Origin of the sequence: Streptomyces durmitorensis, from assembly GCF_023498005.1 — a bacterium.
Classification (GTDB): Bacteria; Actinomycetota; Actinomycetes; order Streptomycetales; family Streptomycetaceae; genus Streptomyces; species Streptomyces durmitorensis.
In genome coordinates this window covers 3,951,438-3,967,872 of sequence record NZ_CP097289.1, presented here as the reverse complement: position 1 = coordinate 3,967,872, position 16,435 = coordinate 3,951,438, and the positions used below count along the sequence as shown (strand labels likewise).

Sequence of the window (16,435 nt, the reverse complement as noted above, 5' to 3'; positions counted from 1 at the left end):
GGACTCCGGTGCAAGGCAGGCTTCCGGCGCTGGGCAGGCCCTGAGTGCAGGGCAAGTTCTCGGTACCGGGGAGGTTTTTGGCGCTGTGCGGGCCCTGGGCGCGGGGCAAGCCTTCGGCGCCGACTCGGCCTTCGACGCTGGTCAAGTCCCCGGCGCGGGACAGGCTTCCGGCTCGGGGCAGGACTCCGGTGCAAGGCAGGCTTCCGGCGCTGGGCAGACCCTCGGTACCGGGGAGGTTTTTGGCGCCGTGCGGGCCCTGGGCGCGGGGCAAGCCTTCGGCGCCCACTCGGCCTTCGACGCTGATCAAGTCCCCGGCGCGGGGCAGACTTCCGGCGCAGGGCAGGCCCTGAGCGCAGGGCAAGTTCTCGCTACCGGGCAGGCCTCCGGCCCCCGGCAGGCCCCCGGCCCCCGGCACGCCCCCGGTACCGGACCCGCCCCCGGTACCGGACCCGCCCCCGACCCCCGACACCCCCCCCACGCTGGTGCGACTCCTCGCCCGAGCCCTCGCCCCTCGTCGTCTCCTCCTCGTCCTCGACAACTGCGAGCACGTCCTGGAGCAGGTGGCCGCCCTGACCTCCGAGCTCCTCCGGCACGCCCCCGAGTTGCGCGTCCTCGCCACCAGCCAGGAGCCGCTCGCCCTCGCCGGCGAGACCCTGGAGGCAGTCGCGCCGCTCGCGGAGGGCGAGGCCTTGGCGCTGTTCGCCGAGCGTGCCGCTGCCGCCGCCCCCGGCTTCGTACTGGATGCGGAGAGCACCCCCGCCGCCGCCCTCATCTGCCGCCGCCTCGACGGCATACCACTCGCCATAGAACTGGCCGCCACCCGCGTACGCGCCCTCGGCGTGCACGCCCTCACCGATCGGCTGCACGACCGGTTCCGGCTGCTCAATCAGGTACGCAGGGACGCCCCCGCCCGACAGCGCACCCTCCGCGCGATGATCGACTGGAGCTGGGAGCTGCTGACGGTGGAGGAACAGGGCGCACTGCGCCAACTCGCCGTGTTCTGCGGCGGTTTCACCCTGGACTCCGCCGAAGCGGTGTACGGCATCACTCCCGGCGGCTCCGCTCCTGGCAGTTTCACTCCCGGAGGCTTCGCTCCCGGCGGCCCCGCTCCTGGCGGCAGCGTTCCCGGCTTCTCCGCTCCCGGCGGCTCTGCTCCCGGCAGCTCCGCTCCCGGCGGCAGCGTTCCTGGCAGCTCTGCTCCCGGCAGCTCCGCTCCCGGCGGCAGCGTTCCCGGCGGCTCCGCTCCCGGCAGCTTCACTCCCGGCGGCTCCGCTCCTGGCGGCTCCGCTCCCGGCGACGCAGCGGACGTGCTCGACCTCGTCACCCGCCTCGTCGACCGCTCCCTCCTCACTGCCACAACCCCCCAAGCAGCTGACCGCACCCACGGCATCCGCTACCGCATGCTGGAATCCGTCACCGCCTACAGCCTCGAACGGCTCGACGAGGCGGGGGAGGCGAAGGACGTACGCCGCCGCCACGCCCACCACTACGCCGACCTCGCCGAACGCGCCGCCCCCCAACTCATGGGCCCCGGCCAGCAACAGTGGCTGCACCGCCTCGACTCCGAGGCCGTCAACCTGCGCACCGCGCTGGAGTGGGCCGAGGCCGAAGGCGATGCCGCCCTCGCCCTGCGTCTGGCCAACTCCCTGACCTGGTACTGGTTCCTGCGCGGTCGCCTGGGCGAAGCGGAGCGCTCCCTGACCCTCGCCCTGAACCTGCCCCCGTCCGGGGAGACAGATACCGTCACCGCCACAGCCCAGCCCCGCGCCTCCGCCCGCACGGCCCGCGCCGCCCTCGCCCTGCTCACCGGCGACGACGCCCCCTACACCGACATCGGCACCGATGCCGACGCGGAAGGCGCCGACCTCCGCTCCCGCTGGCTCCTCGCCTACGCCCGCTGCGGATTCGACCGTACGAGGAGCGAGGAGACCCAGGTCGACGAGATCCTGGAGGAGTTCCGCGCGGCGGACGACCGCTGGGGCGTGGCCGCCGCTCTCAGTACCCGCGCCACCCGTGCCCTCTACCGCGGCGACCTCGCGACCCTGCGGCGCGACGCCGAGGCCAGCGCCGCGCTGTTCGCCGGACTGGGCGACCGCTGGGGCCAGTTGCAGGCGTCCGAGCAGCTGGGCGTGCTCGCCGAGATCGCCGCCGACTACGAGGGTGCCGCCCGGCTCCACCGCGACGGCATGCGCGGCGCTGAGGAGCTCCAGCTGTGGACCGACGTGTCCTTCCGCCTCGCCCGCCTCGGCCGCATCGCCCTGCTCACCGGTGACGACGCCGCGGCCACCGACTTCCACGAGCGCGCCGCACGCCTCGCCGCCCAGCACTCGCACGGGCCCGCGCAGCAGTTCGCCGAGACGGGCCTGGCCATCGGCGCCCGTCGCCTCGGCGAACTGGACGCCGCCGAGAAGCACCTCCTGCCCTGGCTCGCCTGGAACCGCCGCCTCGGTGTCCACTCCGGCACCGCCCTGATCCTGGCCCAGCTCGGCTACGTAGCCGAGCAGCGCGGTGACGCGGCACGCGCGGAGGAACTCCACCGGGAGGGCCTCACCGTGGCCCGCGGCACGGGCGACGAGCGCGCGGTCGCCCAAGCCCTCGAAGGCCTGGCCGGAGCCCGCTCCCTCGCGCACGACCACACCCGCGCCGCCGAACTCCTCGGAGCCGCCGCCGCCCTGCGCGAGGCAACCGGCAGCCCCCTGCCGCCGGCCGAACGCTTCGACGTCGACCGCGCCGCACAACGCTCCCGCACAGCCCTCGGCGAGGACGACTACGCGGCCGCGTACACCCGCGGCCACGACGCCCCCGCCCCGGACCTGGCGGACGGTCCACTGGCGAACGGATCGGTCACCGGCGACTGACCGGGCCCTCGGTAATCGGTAAGCGGAACTAGGCCAGCACTCCCCGCAGTTGATCAAGCCCCCAGTCCAGGTCCTCCTTGCTGATCACCAGCGGCGGCGCGATCCGGATCGTCGACCCGTGGGTGTCCTTGACCAGCACACCCCGGTCCATCAGCTTCTCGGAGATCTCCCGGCCCGTGCCGTGCGACGGCTCGATGTCGAGGCCCGCCCACAACCCGCGGCCCCGCACCTGCGTCACCGCGCCCGTGCCCGCGAGCAGCCCCAGCTCGGCGTGCAGATGCTCGCCCAGTTCGGTGGCCCGCTGCTGGAACTCGCCCGAGCTCAGCATGTCGACGACCTCAAGCGCCACCGCGCACGCCAGCGGATTGCCACCGAACGTCGACCCGTGCTCCCCGGGCTTGAACACCCCGAGGACATCCGCGTCCGCGACCACCGCGGACACCGGCACGACACCCCCGCCGAGCGCCTTGCCCAGGATGTACACATCCGGCACCACGCCCTCGTGCTCGCACGCGAACGTCCTGCCCGTCCTGCCGAGCCCCGACTGGATCTCGTCCGCCATGAAGAGGACGTTCCGCTCCTTGGTCAACTCCCTTACGCCCTGGAGATATCCGGCCGGCGGCACCAGAACCCCGGCCTCGCCCTGGATCGGCTCGAGGAGCACGGCCACGGTGTTCTCCGTGACCGCGGCCCGCAGCGCGGTCAGATCGCCGTACGGCACGATCTCGAAACCCGGCGTGTACGGGCCGTAGTCCGCACGCGCCTCGGGGTCCGTCGAGAAGCTGACGATGGTCGTGGTCCGCCCGTGGAAGTTGTCGCGCGCGACGACGATCTTCGCCCGCCCGTCGGGCACGCCCTTGACCTGATACCCCCACTTCCTGGCCGTCTTCACGGCCGTCTCCACCGCCTCCGCGCCGGTGTTCATCGGCAGCACCATCTCCTTGCCGCACAGCTCCGCGAGCCGCGTACAGAAGTCGGCGAACCGGTCGTGGTGGAACGCCCGCGAGGTGAGCGTCACCCGCTCCAGCTGCGCCTTGGCCGCGTCGATCAGGCGGCGGTTGCCGTGCCCGAAATTCAGCGCCGAGTACCCGGCGAGCATGTCGAGGTAGCGGCGCCCCTCGATGTCCGTCATCCAGGCACCCTCGGCCGACGCGACCACGATGGGCAGCGGGTGGTAGTTGTGCGCGCTGTGCGCTTCGGCCGACGTGATGAACTCTTCGGTAGTCGACACGGGGTCTCCGTTCGTCCTGCGGCATGGGGCGGGTGTGGCGCCCAAGTTCTATCGTCGCTCGGATCCCGGACGAGGAAACCTGCCGCCCCGGCGTGCCCGATAGGCTGGTCTTTACAGCACGGCGACTGGCGCACGGGGAACGGACCCCGAGGAAGCCGTGCGAGGCAGAACCTTCGAGGTGCCGACCGCCTGGGCACCCCGGGACCACGACCGGACACTCACCGCTCGCCCCGGAGGACGCCATGACTCACTCCCCTTCGCCCAGTTCCTCGCATTCCGCGGTCTCCGCGGATGCCCCGAACACCCTCAACCACCCCGCGCTCGCCGCACAGGACCCCGAGCTGTCCGCGCTCATCGGCGCCGAGGAGCAGCTCCAGGCCGACACCCTGCGCCTGATCCCCAGCGAGAACTACGTCTCCACCGCCGTCCTCGAAGCCTCCGGCACGGTCCTGCAGAACAAGTACAGCGAGGGCTACCCGGGCCGCCGCTACTACGAGGGCCAGCAGAACATCGACCCCGTCGAACGCCTTGCCGTCGCCCGCGCCAAGTCCGTCTTCGGCGTCGAGCACGCCAACGTCCAGCCCTACTCCGGCTCCCCGGCCAACCTCGCCGTCTACCTCGCCTTCGCCGAACCCGGTGACACCGTGATGGGCATGGCCCTCCCGATGGGCGGCCACCTCACCCACGGCTGGGGTGTCTCCGCCACGGGCAAGTGGTTCCGCGGCGTCCAGTACGGCGTCCGCCACGACACCGGCCGCATCGACTTCGACGAGGTGCGCGACCTGGCCCTCAAGGAACGCCCCAAGCTGATCTTCTGCGGTGGCACCGCCCTCCCTCGCACCATCGACTTCGCCGCCTTCGCCAAGATCGCCCACGAGGCGGGGGCCGTCCTCGTCGCCGACATCGCGCACATCGCCGGCCTGATCGCGGGCGGCGCGCACCCCTCACCGGTGCCGCACGCCGACGTGATCTCCACGACCACCCACAAGACCCTGCGCGGCCCGCGCGGCGCGATGCTGATGTCCCGCGAGGAGCACGCCAAGGCCATCGACAAGGCGGTCTTCCCCGGCCTGCAGGGCGGCCCGCACAACCAGACCACCGCCGCCATCGCCGTCGCCCTGCACGAGGCGTCGCAGCCCTCCTTCCGCGACTACGCCCACGCGGTCGTCGCCAACGCCCAGGCCCTCGCCGAAGCGCTGCTCGCCCGCGGCTTCGACCTGGTCTCCGGCGGCACCGACAACCACCTGATCCTGATGGACCTCACCCCCAAGGACGTCCCGGGCAAGGTCGCCGCCAAGGCCCTCGACCGGGCCGGGATCGTCGTCAACTACAACACCGTGCCGTACGACCCGAGGAAGCCCTTCGACCCCTCCGGCATCCGCATCGGCACCCCCTCGCTCACCTCCCGCGGCCTGGGAACGCAGCACATGCCGACCGTCGCCGACTGGATCGACCGAGGCGTCGCCGCGGCCCGTGCCGGTGACGAGGACGCCCTGACGACGATCCGGTCCGAGGTCGCCGACCTGATGGCCGCCCATCCGGCCCCGGGCCTGCCGGCCCACTGACCCTCCGAGCTGAACAGCCGCCCCGGCCGGCCAACTCACCGGCCGGGAGCGGCCGCAGCCCTCATACATCTCTCAACTCCTGCCGCGGGCCATCCTCATGAGACCGTCGCCCACGCAGCGAGACGAGGAAGGACCGCCGCTTGGTGAGCGGCCCCCGCAGCAGCAGCGCTCCCGCGGCCCCCGCCGCGACGCCCCCTGCCGCCCACCACCAGTCCGTGCCGCTGTCTCCCGACGCGTCATCGGCCCGTGCGGTGGCCGCCTGCCCCGGCCCGGCGGCTTCCGGGGCGGTCGTCGGCGGTGGGTCCGCATCCGTCCTCGGCGGTATCGCCTGATTGCCCCCGTCCGCCGACGCGCCCATGACCCCGAGCTTCTTGAACAGCGCCGTCAGACGAGCCGGATCCTCCGCCTTGTGCCAGGTGCCGGTCATGGAATCGACGTCCGTCGTCGTATGGATCCACACGGCCTTGGCGCCCTTGCCGTCCTTGGAGCCGGACGCCACCGGATAGGCCCGGTCCACCCGCCACGGCTGCACGTCGTGGACCATCCACGTCACATTGATCTGACGGCTGCCGTCGCCCATGTCGAGGCCCGGCGGCTGCTCGCGCCTGCCCTTGCCGATGTCGCCGATGGTGCCGAGACAGCGCTCCAGCTCGCCGTACTCCTTCTCACTCACATAGAGCGCCGTGCTCTGTCCGCTCTCGGGCGAGACCACGAGGACGCTCGTCGGTCCGCCCGCCACCGCCTGCGGCGCTCCCATCACCCCCAGCGCCAGCGCGGCCGCGAGCCCCGCCACCGACCCGCACATTCCCCTTGCCGTCCGCATCCGCATGTCCGATCCCCCAGCCGCTCTCCGGCACGACCCGTCCGCACCGCGTCACTTCTGGTACACCGCCCGAGCCGTTCAGGTTCCCGATTCGCCCGACCGCGCCGGAACGGATTTCCCGATCTCCAGCGCCCGCTCCTTCGACGCCACACCTTCGAGCCGCAGCGTGAGCTCCGGCCCGTGCGTCCACAGGAGCGTCGGCCCCGCCGTGCGCTCGGAGCGCGTCCACCGGTCGCCGTCGCCCTCCACCATCCAGAACGTGAGCCGGTGCGGGTGCGGGAACCACAGCCCCGTCTCCCGGCCGACCTGGACCCAGTCGGGACGCTCCGTCACCGTCTTGCTGAAGCCGAGGTCGAGGCGTGCCCCGAACTCGTCGAGCCGTATCGTCCTGCCGTCGTCGCGCCAGCACAGGGTGACCAGGGTGCGCGCGCCCGGCTCCCGCGTCACCGCCACGGCGTCCGGCGCGCCCAGCGCCTCCGGCACCGCGGGCACGAACCCGGCCCGCCGCTCGGCCTCGGACAGACTCACCCCGCCGCCGCACCCCGGCACGCCCGCCGTGGCCGGCGGGGTCGCCGACGGGTCGTACCGGACCTCGACCCCGCCGAAGTCGAACCACTCGAAGACCGCGGCCCGCACCGGCGGTGTGAGCACCGCCGCCGTCAGGAGCCCGCACAGCGCGGCCGTCAGGACCCGCCACCGCGCCCGCAGCCATGACCGCAGCCGGGAGAGGCGACTGGGCGGCTCGGCCACCGGGACCGGCACCGACTCCGCGATGATCTGCGCCAGGACCCGCTCGGCCATCGACGCGCCGGAGGCCCCCGGCGGGTCCAGGGACCGCCCGAGCGCCCGCAGCTCCTCGGGAAGCCGACGGGCGCCGCTGCTTCCGTCCTGCCCGGCGCCGCCCTCGTCCTGACCGTCGCCCCGCTCACTCATGCCCGTCACCTCCTTGTGGCCCTTCGCGTCCTTCCGGACCCTGCGGCAGCAGTCGCTCCAGCTTCCGCAGCGCGCGGTTCAGCCGGGACTTCACCGTGCCCCGCGGCCAGCCCAGGGCCTGGGCCGTCTCCGTCTCGTCCATCTCCAGGAGATAGCGGTACGTGACGACCAGGCGGTGCTCCTCGCTCAGCCGGTCGAGCGCGGCGAGCAGGGCCGTCCGGCGCTCGCCCTCCAGCGCCGCCACGGCCGGGTCGGCCGATTCCGGTATCAGCGGCTCCGCCTCCGCGAGCGCTGCCTCTCGTCCGACGAGCGACCGCTGCCGCACCGCCGAACGCACTGTGTTCCTCGTCTCATTGGCGACGATCGACAGCAGCCACGGCTTGAACGCCGAGCCGTCCCTGAACCGCCCCAAGGAGCAGTACGCCTTGAAGAAGGCCTGCTGCACCACGTCTTCCGCGTCCGATCCCGCCCCGAGTGCCGCGGCCGCCCTGAGTGCGATCCCGGTGAAAGCGCGCACCAATTCCGCGTACGCCTCCGGCTCCCCGGCGCGCACACGCGCGATCACCGCACCCTCGTCGACGACGCGGCCCCCCTCCAGGACCTCCCCCTGTGCCCTCACACTCTTGATACACCGGCCGGACGAGATCGGTTCCGCCTTCGCGCGACCCGATCGAAGCGGCGAACGAAGCGGCTCTCGCAGTGACAGATCCAAGCCACGCATCACAAGATCGCGGCACACCCGTCACACGTCTGTTTCCGAGCAATGAGAGACACCTGAGAGAATGAGCCTCATGGCCTCTGATCGTCCTCGCGTGCTCTCCGGAATCCAGCCCACCGCGGGCTCGTTCCACCTCGGCAACTACCTCGGTGCGGTCCGCCAGTGGGTGGCGCTGCAGGAGTCCCACGACGCCTTCTACATGGTGGTGGACCTGCACGCGATCACGATCCCGCAGGACCCGGCCGAGCTGCGTGCCAACACCCGACTCGCCGCCGCCCAGCTCCTCGCCGCGGGACTCGACCCCGAGCGCTGCACGCTCTTCGTCCAGAGCCACGTCCCCGAGCACGCCCAGCTCGGCTGGGTCATGAACTGCCTCACGGGCTTCGGCGAGGCGTCGCGCATGACGCAGTTCAAGGACAAGGCGGCCAAGCAGGGTGCGGACCGCGCCTCCGTCGGCCTCTTCACGTACCCCGTCCTGCAGGTCGCGGACATCCTGCTCTACCAGGCCAACCAGGTCCCGGTCGGCGAGGACCAGCGCCAGCACATCGAGCTGACCCGCGACCTCGCGGAGCGCTTCAACGGCCGCTTCGGCGAGACGTTCACCGTCCCGGCGGCGTACATCCTCAAGGAGACGGCGAAGATCTTCGATCTTCAGGACCCGTCGATCAAGATGAGCAAGTCGGCGTCCACGCCGAAGGGCCTGATCAACCTCCTCGACGAGCCCAAGGCCACCGCCAAGAAGGTCAAGAGCGCGGTCACCGACACCGACACGGTCGTGCGCTACGACACCGCGGAGAAGCCCGGTGTCAGCAACCTCCTCAGCATCTACTCGACGCTCACCGGCACGGGTATCCCGGAACTGGAGCAGAAGTACTCCGGCAAGGGCTACGGTGCGCTGAAGACTGACCTCGCCGAGGTCATGGTCGACTTCGTGACTCCCTTCCGGGACCGCACCCAGGCCTACCTGGACGACCCGGAGACGCTCGACTCGATCCTGGCCAAGGGCGCGGAGAAGGCGCGCGCCGTCGCCGCGGAGACCCTCGCCCAGGCGTACGACAAGGTGGGCCTGCTGCCCGCCAAGCACTGAGTCACACAGCCCCCTGCACCAAGCCAGGTACAACAGCGCCCTCTGCCCGCCATCCGACCGACAGGAGTACGACGTGGGGACCGTAACGATCGGTGTGTCGATCGCGGTCCCGGAGCCTCACGGCAGCCTGCTCCAGGAGCGGCGCGTGGGCTTCGGGGACCCCGCGGCGCACGGCATCCCCACGCACGTCACGCTGCTGCCGCCGACCGAGGTGGACTCCACGGCGCTGCCCGCGGTCGAGGCGCACCTGGGGGCCGTCGCGGCCGCCGGGCGCCCCTTCCCGATGCGGCTCTACGGAACGGGTACGTTCCGTCCGCTGTCGCCCGTGGTCTTCGTCCAGGTGATGGCGGGCGGCGCGGCCTGCGGCTGGCTGCAGGAGCGGGTGCGGGACGCGTCCGGGCCCATGGCGCGCGAGCTCCAGTTCCCGTACCACCCGCACGTCACGGTGGCGCACGGCATCTCCGAAGAGGCCATGGACCGGGCCTACGCGGAGCTTTCGGAGTACGAGGCCGAGTGGCCCTGCACCGGCTTCGCGCTCTATGAGCAGGGCGCCGACGGCGTGTGGCGCAAGCTGCGCGAGTTCGGCTTCGGCGGTGGCGGCCCGGTCGTGCCTCCGCAGGCTGCGGCCCCGGCCGCGCACGGCACGCTGCCCGCCCGCTGACCTCGGGCCCCGAAGGGCTGCCTCACACCGGGAGCCGCCGGAACACCGTCCGCGGCACGTGACGCAGTGCCGACATGACCACCCGCAGCGCGCCGGGCACCCACACCGTCTCCGAGCGGCGCCGAAGGCCCGTCTCGATGGCCAGCGCGACCGCCTCCGGAGTGGTCGCCATCGGAGCCTCCTCCAGGCCCGCCGTCATCTTGGAGCGCACGAAGCCGGGACGTACGACCATCACGTGCACCCCTGTGCCGTGCAGTGCGTCGCCCAGGCCCTGGGCGAAGGCGTCGAGGCCCGCCTTGCTGGACCCGTAGATGAAGTTCGAGCGTCGGGCGCGCTCGCCCGCGACCGACGAGAGCACCACCAGGGAGCCGTGCCCCTGGGCCTGCAGGGAACGGGCGCACACCAGGCCCGCCGAGACCGCGCCGGTGTAGTTCGTCTGCGCGACCCGCACCGCCGACAGCGGCTCGTCCTCGTCGCGTGCCTGGTCGCCGAGGATGCCGAAGGCCAGCAGGACCATGTCGATGTCGCCCTCGGCGAAGATCTTGCCGAGCGTGGCCTCGTGGGACTCGGAGTCCAGGGCGTCGAAGGCGACGGTGCGGACGTCCGCGCCCATGTCGCGCAGGCCCGCGGCGGCCTTCTCCAGGCCCGGGGACGGCCGCCCGGCGAGCCACACCGTGCGGGTGCGCCGCGCGACCAGACGACGGGCCGTGGCGAGGCCGATCTCGGAGGTGCCGCCGAGTACGAGCAGGGACTGGGGGGTGCCGAAGGCGTCCTTCATGGGACCAACTCCTGGAGGTGCTAGAGGGCGAGGCGGCGCGAGAGGTCCGAGCGGAACAGGCCGCGCGGGTCGAGGTCCGCCCGCAGCGCGCGGAAATCGTCGAGCCGCGGATACATCGCGGCGAGCATCTCGGGCCGCAGGCGGGAGTCCTTGGCCAGGTAGACGCGGCCGTCGGACGCGGCGACCTCCTCGTCGAGCTCGTCGAGGAAGGCGCCGAGGCCCGGCAGGTTCGCCGGGATGTCCAGGGCGAGGGTCCAGCCGGGCATCGGGAAGGAGAGCCAGCCCGGATCGCCCTCTCCGAAGCGCTTCAGTACGGCGAGGAAGGACGGGCAGCCGCGCTCCGAGATGCGCCGCACGATGCGGCGCAGGGACTCCTCCTGGCCGTACCCGACGACGAATTGGTACTGCACGAAACCGCCGCGGCCGTACACGCGGTTCCAGTGCGGGACGCCGTCCAGGGGGTGGAAGAACGTCGACATCTTCTGGAGCTCGCCCACCCGCAGGCGCGGTGCCTTGCGGTACCAGAGCTCATTGAAGAGGCCCACCGACTTCGGGCCGAGCAGTCCCTCGGGCAGGAAGCGCGGGGCGGGCGGCAGCTGGCCGGGGCGGAACGTCAGCGGGGCTCTACGCGCGCGTGCCGGAAGGGCGTCCAGGGGAGCGTGGTCGCCGCGCGTGAGCACCGAGCGCCCCATCGACGCACCGCGCGCCAGGAGGTCGATCCAGGCGACCGAGTAGCGGTAGCGGTGGTCCGTGGCCGTGAGGCGGGCCATCAGGTCGTCCAGGTCGGTGGCGCGCTCGGTGTCCACCGTCATCAACGACGTCTCGACCGGCTGCAGTTGCAGGGTCGCGGCGAGGATCACGCCGGTGAGGCCCATGCCGCCGGCCGTCGCGTCGAACAGGGGAGTGCCGCGCTCGACCGCGCGCACCTCGCCGTCGGCGGTGAGCAGTTCCACCGCCATCACATGGCGCGCGAACGACCCCGACCCGTGGTGGTTCTTGCCGTGGATGTCCGCGCCGATCGCGCCGCCGACGGTCACATAGCGGGTCCCCGGTGTGACCGGCACGAACCAGCCGAGCGGGAGCAGGACTTCCATCAGGCGATGCAGGGAGACCCCGGCGTCGCACAGGACGGTGCCCGCGTCCGCGTCGATGGCGTGCACGCGGTCCATGCCGGTCATGTCGAGGACCGCGCCGCCCGCGTTCTGCGCCGCGTCCCCGTAGGCCCGTCCAAGGCCCCTGGCGATGCCGCCACGCTCCCCGCAGGCCTGGAGGGCGGCCACGGCCTCCTCGGGCGAACGGGGGCGGATCAGACGGGCGGTGGACGGTGCGGTGCGCCCCCAGCCCGACACGGACACGGACTCGGGCGTCGTCGCGGTCGCGGCGTCGGCGGGCGGAGCGGAGTCGGCAGGCATAGGCGTGACCGTATCGTCCGAGCAAGGGCAGTTTGTTCCTATTCGTCCAAGCCCTCACCGAAATGGGTGATTGATGGAGTGTCGTCCTATATTGCCGTAAATATTGAGAGGTTGCCTAGAAGAGTCGGGAGGTCAGGTCCTGAAGTCCCCGGAGAAGGAGGCCCCATGCACGACATGGACCACCGGCTGCTGTCGGCCCTGCGCGACTGCGGCTCCGACGCGCGCGTGGCCGCCGCCGCACGGGCCCTGTCCTGGGCCGGCGAGCACGGCGCCCTCTGGCTCGCCGCGGGGCTCGCGGGCGCCGCGGTCGACCGCGAGCGGCGCGGCGCGTGGCTGCGCGGCACGGCGCTGACCGCCGCGGCCCACCTGGCCAGCATGGGCGTCAAACGGGTCGTACGGCGCCCACGACCCGGCGGCGACACGGGCGTGGAGCCCCTCGTCAGGACCGCGGGACGGCACTCCTTCCCCAGTTCGCACGCCACTTCGGCCGCCGCGGCCACCGTCGCGTACGGCGCGCTGAGCCCGGTCGGAGCGCGCATCGTCCCGCCGCTCGCCGCCGCGATGTGCGTCTCCCGGATGGTCGTCGGCGTCCACTACCCGAGTGACGTGGCGGCCGGCGCGGCCCTCGGCGCCCTCACCGCGCGCGTGGGCTCCGCCTGGATGAACGGGGGCCGCAAGCATGGCTGACCGCACCGCCCTGCTCGAACGCCCCCACCCGCCAGGCCCGTCGGGCCCGAGCGCCCTCGCGCTTCCGCTCGGCCTCCTGAAGACCGCGCGCCCCCGCCAGTGGGTGAAGAACGTCCTGGTCGTCGCGGCCCCCGCCGCGGCGGGCGAGCTCTTCTCGCGGCACTCGCTGATCCAACTCGCCGTGGTGTTCGCCCTGTTCACGGCCGCCGCGTCCGCCGTCTACCTCATCAACGACGCGCGCGACGCCGATGCCGACCGGGCCCACCCCACCAAGTGCCGCAGACCGGTCGCCGCGGGCCAGGTGCCGGTGGCCGTCGCGTACGTGGTCGGCGGGCTGCTCGCCGTGCTCGCGCCCGTGGCCGCCGCCGCGCTCTGCACGCCCCTGACGGCAGCGCTGCTCGCCGCCTACGTAGTGATGCAACTTGCCTACTGCGTGAGCCTCAAGCACGTCCTCGTCGTCGATCTCGCCGTCGTCACCACGGGTTTCCTGATGCGGGCGATGATCGGGGGAGTGGCCCTCGGCATTCCGCTCTCGCGCTGGTTCCTGATCACCACAGGCTTCGGCGCGCTCTTCATGGTCTCCGCCAAGCGCTACTCCGAAGCCGTCCAGATGTCCGGGAGCTCCGAGAAACTGGGCGCCACGCGCGCGTTGCTCACCGAATACACCACCGGCTACCTCCGCTTCGTCTGGCAGCTCGCCGCCGGGGTCGCCGTCCTCGCGTACTGCCTGTGGGCCATGGAGAGCGGCGGCACCGCCAACGGCAGCCTGCTGCCCTGGCGGCAGCTGTCGATGGCCGCCTTCGTCCTCGCGGTCCTGCGGTACGCCGTCTTCGCCGACCGAGGCACCGCGGGCGAGCCCGAGGACGTCGTCCTGCGCGACCGGGCGCTCGCCGTCATCGGCCTGGTGTGGATCGCGATGTACGGCCTGGCGGTGGCCGACTTGTGAGCCCCTTCAGGGAGCGGCTGCGGGCCATGGGCCCCGAACTGCTCGGCTTCGCCGCCGCCGGGATCTGTGCGTACGCCGTCGACCTCGGCCTCTTCATCTGGCTGCGTGGCCCCGTCGGTCTCGACCCGCTGACCGCCAAGGCGCTGTCCTTCGTGGCCGGTTGCACGGTCGCGTACGCGGGCAACGCGCTCGGCACCTACCGGCGTAGCGCGGCGGCCGAGGTCTCGCGCCTTCGTCAGTACGGGATCTTCTTCGCCGTCAACATCGCGGGAGCCCTGGTGCAGTTGCTCTGCATCGCGGTGTCCCACTACGGCCTCGGCCTCACCTCACAGCGCGCGGACACCGTCTCCGGAGCGGGCGTCGGTATGGCACTCGCCACTGTTCTGCGTTTCTGGGGTACTCGGACCTTGGTCTTCCGTACAGCGGGCAGGGAGGCATCATGGACTGGCTGAAAAAGCTCCCCGGCATCGGGCCCCTGGTGGAGCGTCTGATGCGCACGCACGCGTGGAGCGCGTACGAGCGGCTCGACAGTGTGAGCTGGAGCCGCCTCGCGGCGGCGATGACCTTCATCAGCTTCCTGGCGCTCTTCCCACTGATCACCGTCGCCGCCGCGGTCGCCGCCGCGACGCTCTCCAAGAGTCAGCAGGACAAGCTCGAGGACACCATCTCGAAGCAGGTCCCCGGCATCTCCGACCAACTGAACCTGGACGCCCTGGTCGCCAACGCGGGCACCGTCGGCCTCATCGCCGGCGCCCTGCTGCTCTTCACCGGCATCGGCTGGGTCGGCTCGATAAGAGAGTGCCTGCGGGTCGTCTGGGAGCTGGAGGACACCGACGAGAACCCCGTCATGCGCAAGATCAAGGACGCCGGGGTGCTGCTCGGGCTCGGCGGCGCCGGGCTCGCGTCCGTCGTCGCCTCGACCCTCGCGTCGACCGCCGTCGGCTGGAGCGCCGACCTCCTCGGGGTCTCCAGGGACGGCTGGGGCGGCGTGCTGCTTCAGGGCATCGCGTTCGCCATCGCCGTCCTCGCGGACTTCCTGCTGCTGCTCTACGTCCTGACGCTGCTGCCCGGCGTGCAGCCGCCCCGCCGCCACCTGATCACCGCGGGCCTGATCGGCGCGGCCGGGTTCGAGCTCCTCAAGCTGCTGCTCGGCGGCTACATGAAGGGCGTCGCCGCGAAGAGCATGTACGGCGCCTTCGGAGTGCCCGTCGCGCTGCTCCTGTGGATCAACTTCACCGCGAAGCTGCTGCTGTTCTGCGCCGCCTGGACGGCGACGCGGAAGCGGACACGTACGGAACAGGAACAAGAAGAGCAACAAGAAGAGCAACAAGAAGAGCGGCAGAAACAGCAGCGGGCGGAGCCCGGTGACGTCAGCGGCGGCTCTTCCGCCGCACCAGGTCCGGCAGCGGCATCCGGCGGCTGATCACGAACCACCCGGCGGCGATGAGCGCCAGGACGCCGCCCGCGACCCCGAGCGCGACACCGACGCCGCTGCCCGAGTCCTTGTCGGAGGCGTGCGCCACGTTCTTGGCCGAGTCGGACTCGCCGCCCTTGCCGGCGCCGGGAGCGCCCTTTCCGCTGCCCGTACCGGCACCCTTCGGAGCGACGAGTTCGCCCACAGGATCGACCTTGCCCGAGGCCTTGAAGCCCCAGTCGAGAAGCCGCTCGGTCTCCTTGTAGACCGCGTGCTGCTCTCCGGAGTCGGGGTTCATGACAGTGACGAGCAGCACCTTGCCGTTGCGCTCGGCGACACCGGTGAAGGTGTTGCCCGCGTTCGTGGTGCTGCCGTTCTTGACGCCCGCGATGCCCTTGTAGGCGTCGAGACCGACGTCCCCCGTAAGGAGCCGGTTGGTGTTCTGGATCTCGAAGGACTCGCGCTTCTTCTTGCCCTTGTCCTTGCCCTTCTTGACCTTCTTGGTCTCGCCGGGGAACTTGGCGGTGGCCGTCGAGCAGTACTCGCGGAAGTCCTTCTTCTGCAGTCCGGACCGGGCGAAGAGCGTGAGGTCGTACGCGGAGGAGACCTGCCCCTTCTCGTCGTAGCCGTCCGGGCTGACCACGTGCGTGTCGAGCGCCTGGAGCTCCTCGGCGTGCGACTGCATGTTCTTGACGGTCTCGGGGACGCCGCCGTTCATCGCCGACAGGACGTGCACCGCGTCGTTGCCCGACCGCAGGAAGACGCCGAGCCACAGGTCGTGGACCGTGTACGTCTCGTTCTCCTTGACGCCGACCATGCTGCTGCCCGCGCCGATGCCTGCCAGGTCGGAGAGCTCGACCTTGTGCTTCTGCGTCTTGGGGAACTTCGGCAGGACCGTGTCCGCGAAGAGCATCTTCAGGGTGCTCGCCGGGGGCAGCCGCCAGTGCGAGTTGTGCGAGGCGAGCACCTCGCCCGTCTCGGCGTCGGAGACCATCCAGGAGCGCGCCGAAAGATCCTTGGGCAGCACGGGCGCGCCCGCCTTCAGGCTCACCTGGGTGCCCGGCTCGCCGAGCTTGGCGCCGCCGACGGTCGACATCTTCGACGGCGGCTTGGGCTTGTTCTCGCCCCCCGGCTTGCCGTCGGCCCATGCGGGAGCCGTGGTCGACATGGTCAGCAATGCGGCGGAAGTGACCAACAAGGCGGTCTTTTTTACGGCAGGCACGGACGAGAACGTACAGGGCCCCGCTGTGGAAGTCGCCGCCGAGGTGGCCTGAGTGTCGGGCTCCCCACCCCGGCGACGATGCGGAAGGGAGGCTCGCGAT

General features: G+C 71.7%; 14 protein-coding genes, 1 pseudogene and 1 riboswitch. Of the genes and pseudogenes, 8 read left to right on the top strand and 7 right to left on the bottom strand.

Annotation, left to right across the window (positions count from 1 at the left end):
* Positions 1 to 467: 467 nt before the first annotated feature.
* Positions 468 to 1,037 (top strand): annotated as a pseudogene (locus M4V62_RS17630) (ATP-binding protein); the annotation flags it as partial.
* Positions 1,038 to 2,886: 1,849 nt separating this feature from the next.
* Here M4V62_RS17630 and rocD read toward each other — a convergent pair.
* A complete protein-coding gene (rocD, locus tag M4V62_RS17625; protein ID WP_249588225.1) occupies positions 2,887 to 4,089 on the bottom strand; it encodes an ornithine--oxo-acid transaminase in 1,203 nt (400 codons plus the stop codon).
* A 111-nt stretch (positions 4,090 to 4,200) separates the two neighbouring features.
* A riboswitch (ZMP/ZTP riboswitch) is annotated at positions 4,201 to 4,291 on the top strand.
* Positions 4,292 to 4,331: 40 nt separating this feature from the next.
* Between rocD and M4V62_RS17620 the strand changes: the two genes are divergently transcribed.
* Positions 4,332 to 5,654, top strand: coding sequence for a serine hydroxymethyltransferase (locus M4V62_RS17620; protein WP_249588224.1), 1,323 nt, complete (start codon positions 4,332 to 4,334; stop codon positions 5,652 to 5,654).
* A 61-nt stretch (positions 5,655 to 5,715) separates the two neighbouring features.
* Here M4V62_RS17620 and M4V62_RS17615 read toward each other — a convergent pair whose 3' ends face one another.
* The 3 genes from M4V62_RS17615 to M4V62_RS17605 form a co-directional block, all read right to left on the bottom strand.
* A complete protein-coding gene (locus M4V62_RS17615; protein ID WP_249588223.1) occupies positions 5,716 to 6,483 on the bottom strand; it encodes a hypothetical protein in 768 nt (255 codons plus the stop codon).
* A 72-nt stretch (positions 6,484 to 6,555) separates the two neighbouring features.
* On the bottom strand, positions 6,556 to 7,410 hold the full coding sequence (locus tag M4V62_RS17610; RefSeq protein WP_249588222.1) for a hypothetical protein: 855 nt from the start codon (positions 7,408 to 7,410) through the stop codon (positions 6,556 to 6,558).
* Positions 7,403 to 8,029 (bottom strand): RNA polymerase sigma factor, encoded by a 627-nt coding sequence (locus tag M4V62_RS17605; RefSeq protein WP_425575249.1) that lies wholly within the window; start codon positions 8,027 to 8,029, stop codon positions 7,403 to 7,405. Before M4V62_RS17605 ends, M4V62_RS17610 begins: the two co-directional genes overlap by 8 nt.
* A gap of 172 nt (positions 8,030 to 8,201) precedes the next feature.
* Between M4V62_RS17605 and trpS the strand changes: the two genes are divergently transcribed.
* Together trpS and M4V62_RS17595 are read left to right on the top strand one after the other, a co-directional pair.
* Positions 8,202 to 9,215, top strand: coding sequence for a tryptophan--tRNA ligase (gene trpS, locus M4V62_RS17600; RefSeq protein WP_249588221.1), 1,014 nt, complete (start codon positions 8,202 to 8,204; stop codon positions 9,213 to 9,215).
* A 73-nt stretch (positions 9,216 to 9,288) separates the two neighbouring features.
* Positions 9,289 to 9,876, top strand: a complete 588-nt coding sequence (locus tag M4V62_RS17595) for a 2'-5' RNA ligase family protein (RefSeq protein ID WP_249588220.1) — start codon at positions 9,289 to 9,291, stop codon at positions 9,874 to 9,876.
* Positions 9,877 to 9,898: 22 nt separating this feature from the next.
* Here the strand turns inward: M4V62_RS17595 and dprE2 are convergent, their stop codons facing one another.
* Together dprE2 and dprE1 are read right to left on the bottom strand one after the other, a co-directional pair.
* The gene (dprE2, locus tag M4V62_RS17590; protein ID WP_249588219.1) at positions 9,899 to 10,654 is read right to left on the bottom strand and encodes a decaprenylphospho-beta-D-erythro-pentofuranosid-2-ulose 2-reductase; all 756 of its coding nucleotides are present in this window, start codon (positions 10,652 to 10,654) and stop codon (positions 9,899 to 9,901) included.
* Positions 10,655 to 10,674: 20 nt separating this feature from the next.
* A complete protein-coding gene (gene dprE1 / locus M4V62_RS17585) occupies positions 10,675 to 12,066 on the bottom strand; it encodes a decaprenylphosphoryl-beta-D-ribose oxidase (RefSeq protein WP_249588218.1) in 1,392 nt (463 codons plus the stop codon).
* 165 nt (positions 12,067 to 12,231) lie between these two features.
* Between dprE1 and M4V62_RS17580 the strand changes: the two genes are divergently transcribed.
* The 4 genes from M4V62_RS17580 to M4V62_RS17565 are packed head-to-tail and all read left to right on the top strand — an operon-like array spanning position 12,232 to position 15,122.
* Complete coding sequence (locus M4V62_RS17580) at positions 12,232 to 12,753, top strand: phosphatase PAP2 family protein (protein WP_249588217.1); 522 nt, start codon at positions 12,232 to 12,234, stop codon at positions 12,751 to 12,753.
* On the top strand, positions 12,746 to 13,699 hold the full coding sequence (locus tag M4V62_RS17575) for a decaprenyl-phosphate phosphoribosyltransferase (RefSeq protein WP_249588216.1): 954 nt from the start codon (positions 12,746 to 12,748) through the stop codon (positions 13,697 to 13,699). Before M4V62_RS17580 ends, M4V62_RS17575 begins: the two co-directional genes overlap by 8 nt.
* A 26-nt stretch (positions 13,700 to 13,725) precedes the next feature.
* On the top strand, positions 13,726 to 14,151 hold the full coding sequence (locus tag M4V62_RS17570; RefSeq protein ID WP_249592881.1) for a GtrA family protein: 426 nt from the start codon (positions 13,726 to 13,728) through the stop codon (positions 14,149 to 14,151).
* Positions 14,139 to 15,122, top strand: coding sequence for a YihY/virulence factor BrkB family protein (locus M4V62_RS17565; protein ID WP_249588215.1), 984 nt, complete (start codon positions 14,139 to 14,141; stop codon positions 15,120 to 15,122). The genes M4V62_RS17570 and M4V62_RS17565 overlap by 13 nt, the downstream gene beginning before the upstream one ends.
* Here the strand turns inward: M4V62_RS17565 and M4V62_RS17560 are convergent.
* Complete coding sequence (locus M4V62_RS17560; RefSeq protein ID WP_344646415.1) at positions 15,070 to 16,281, bottom strand: D-alanyl-D-alanine carboxypeptidase family protein; 1,212 nt, start codon at positions 16,279 to 16,281, stop codon at positions 15,070 to 15,072. The genes M4V62_RS17565 and M4V62_RS17560 overlap by 53 nt on opposite strands.
* Between the last annotated feature and the right edge of the window lie 154 nt (positions 16,282 to 16,435).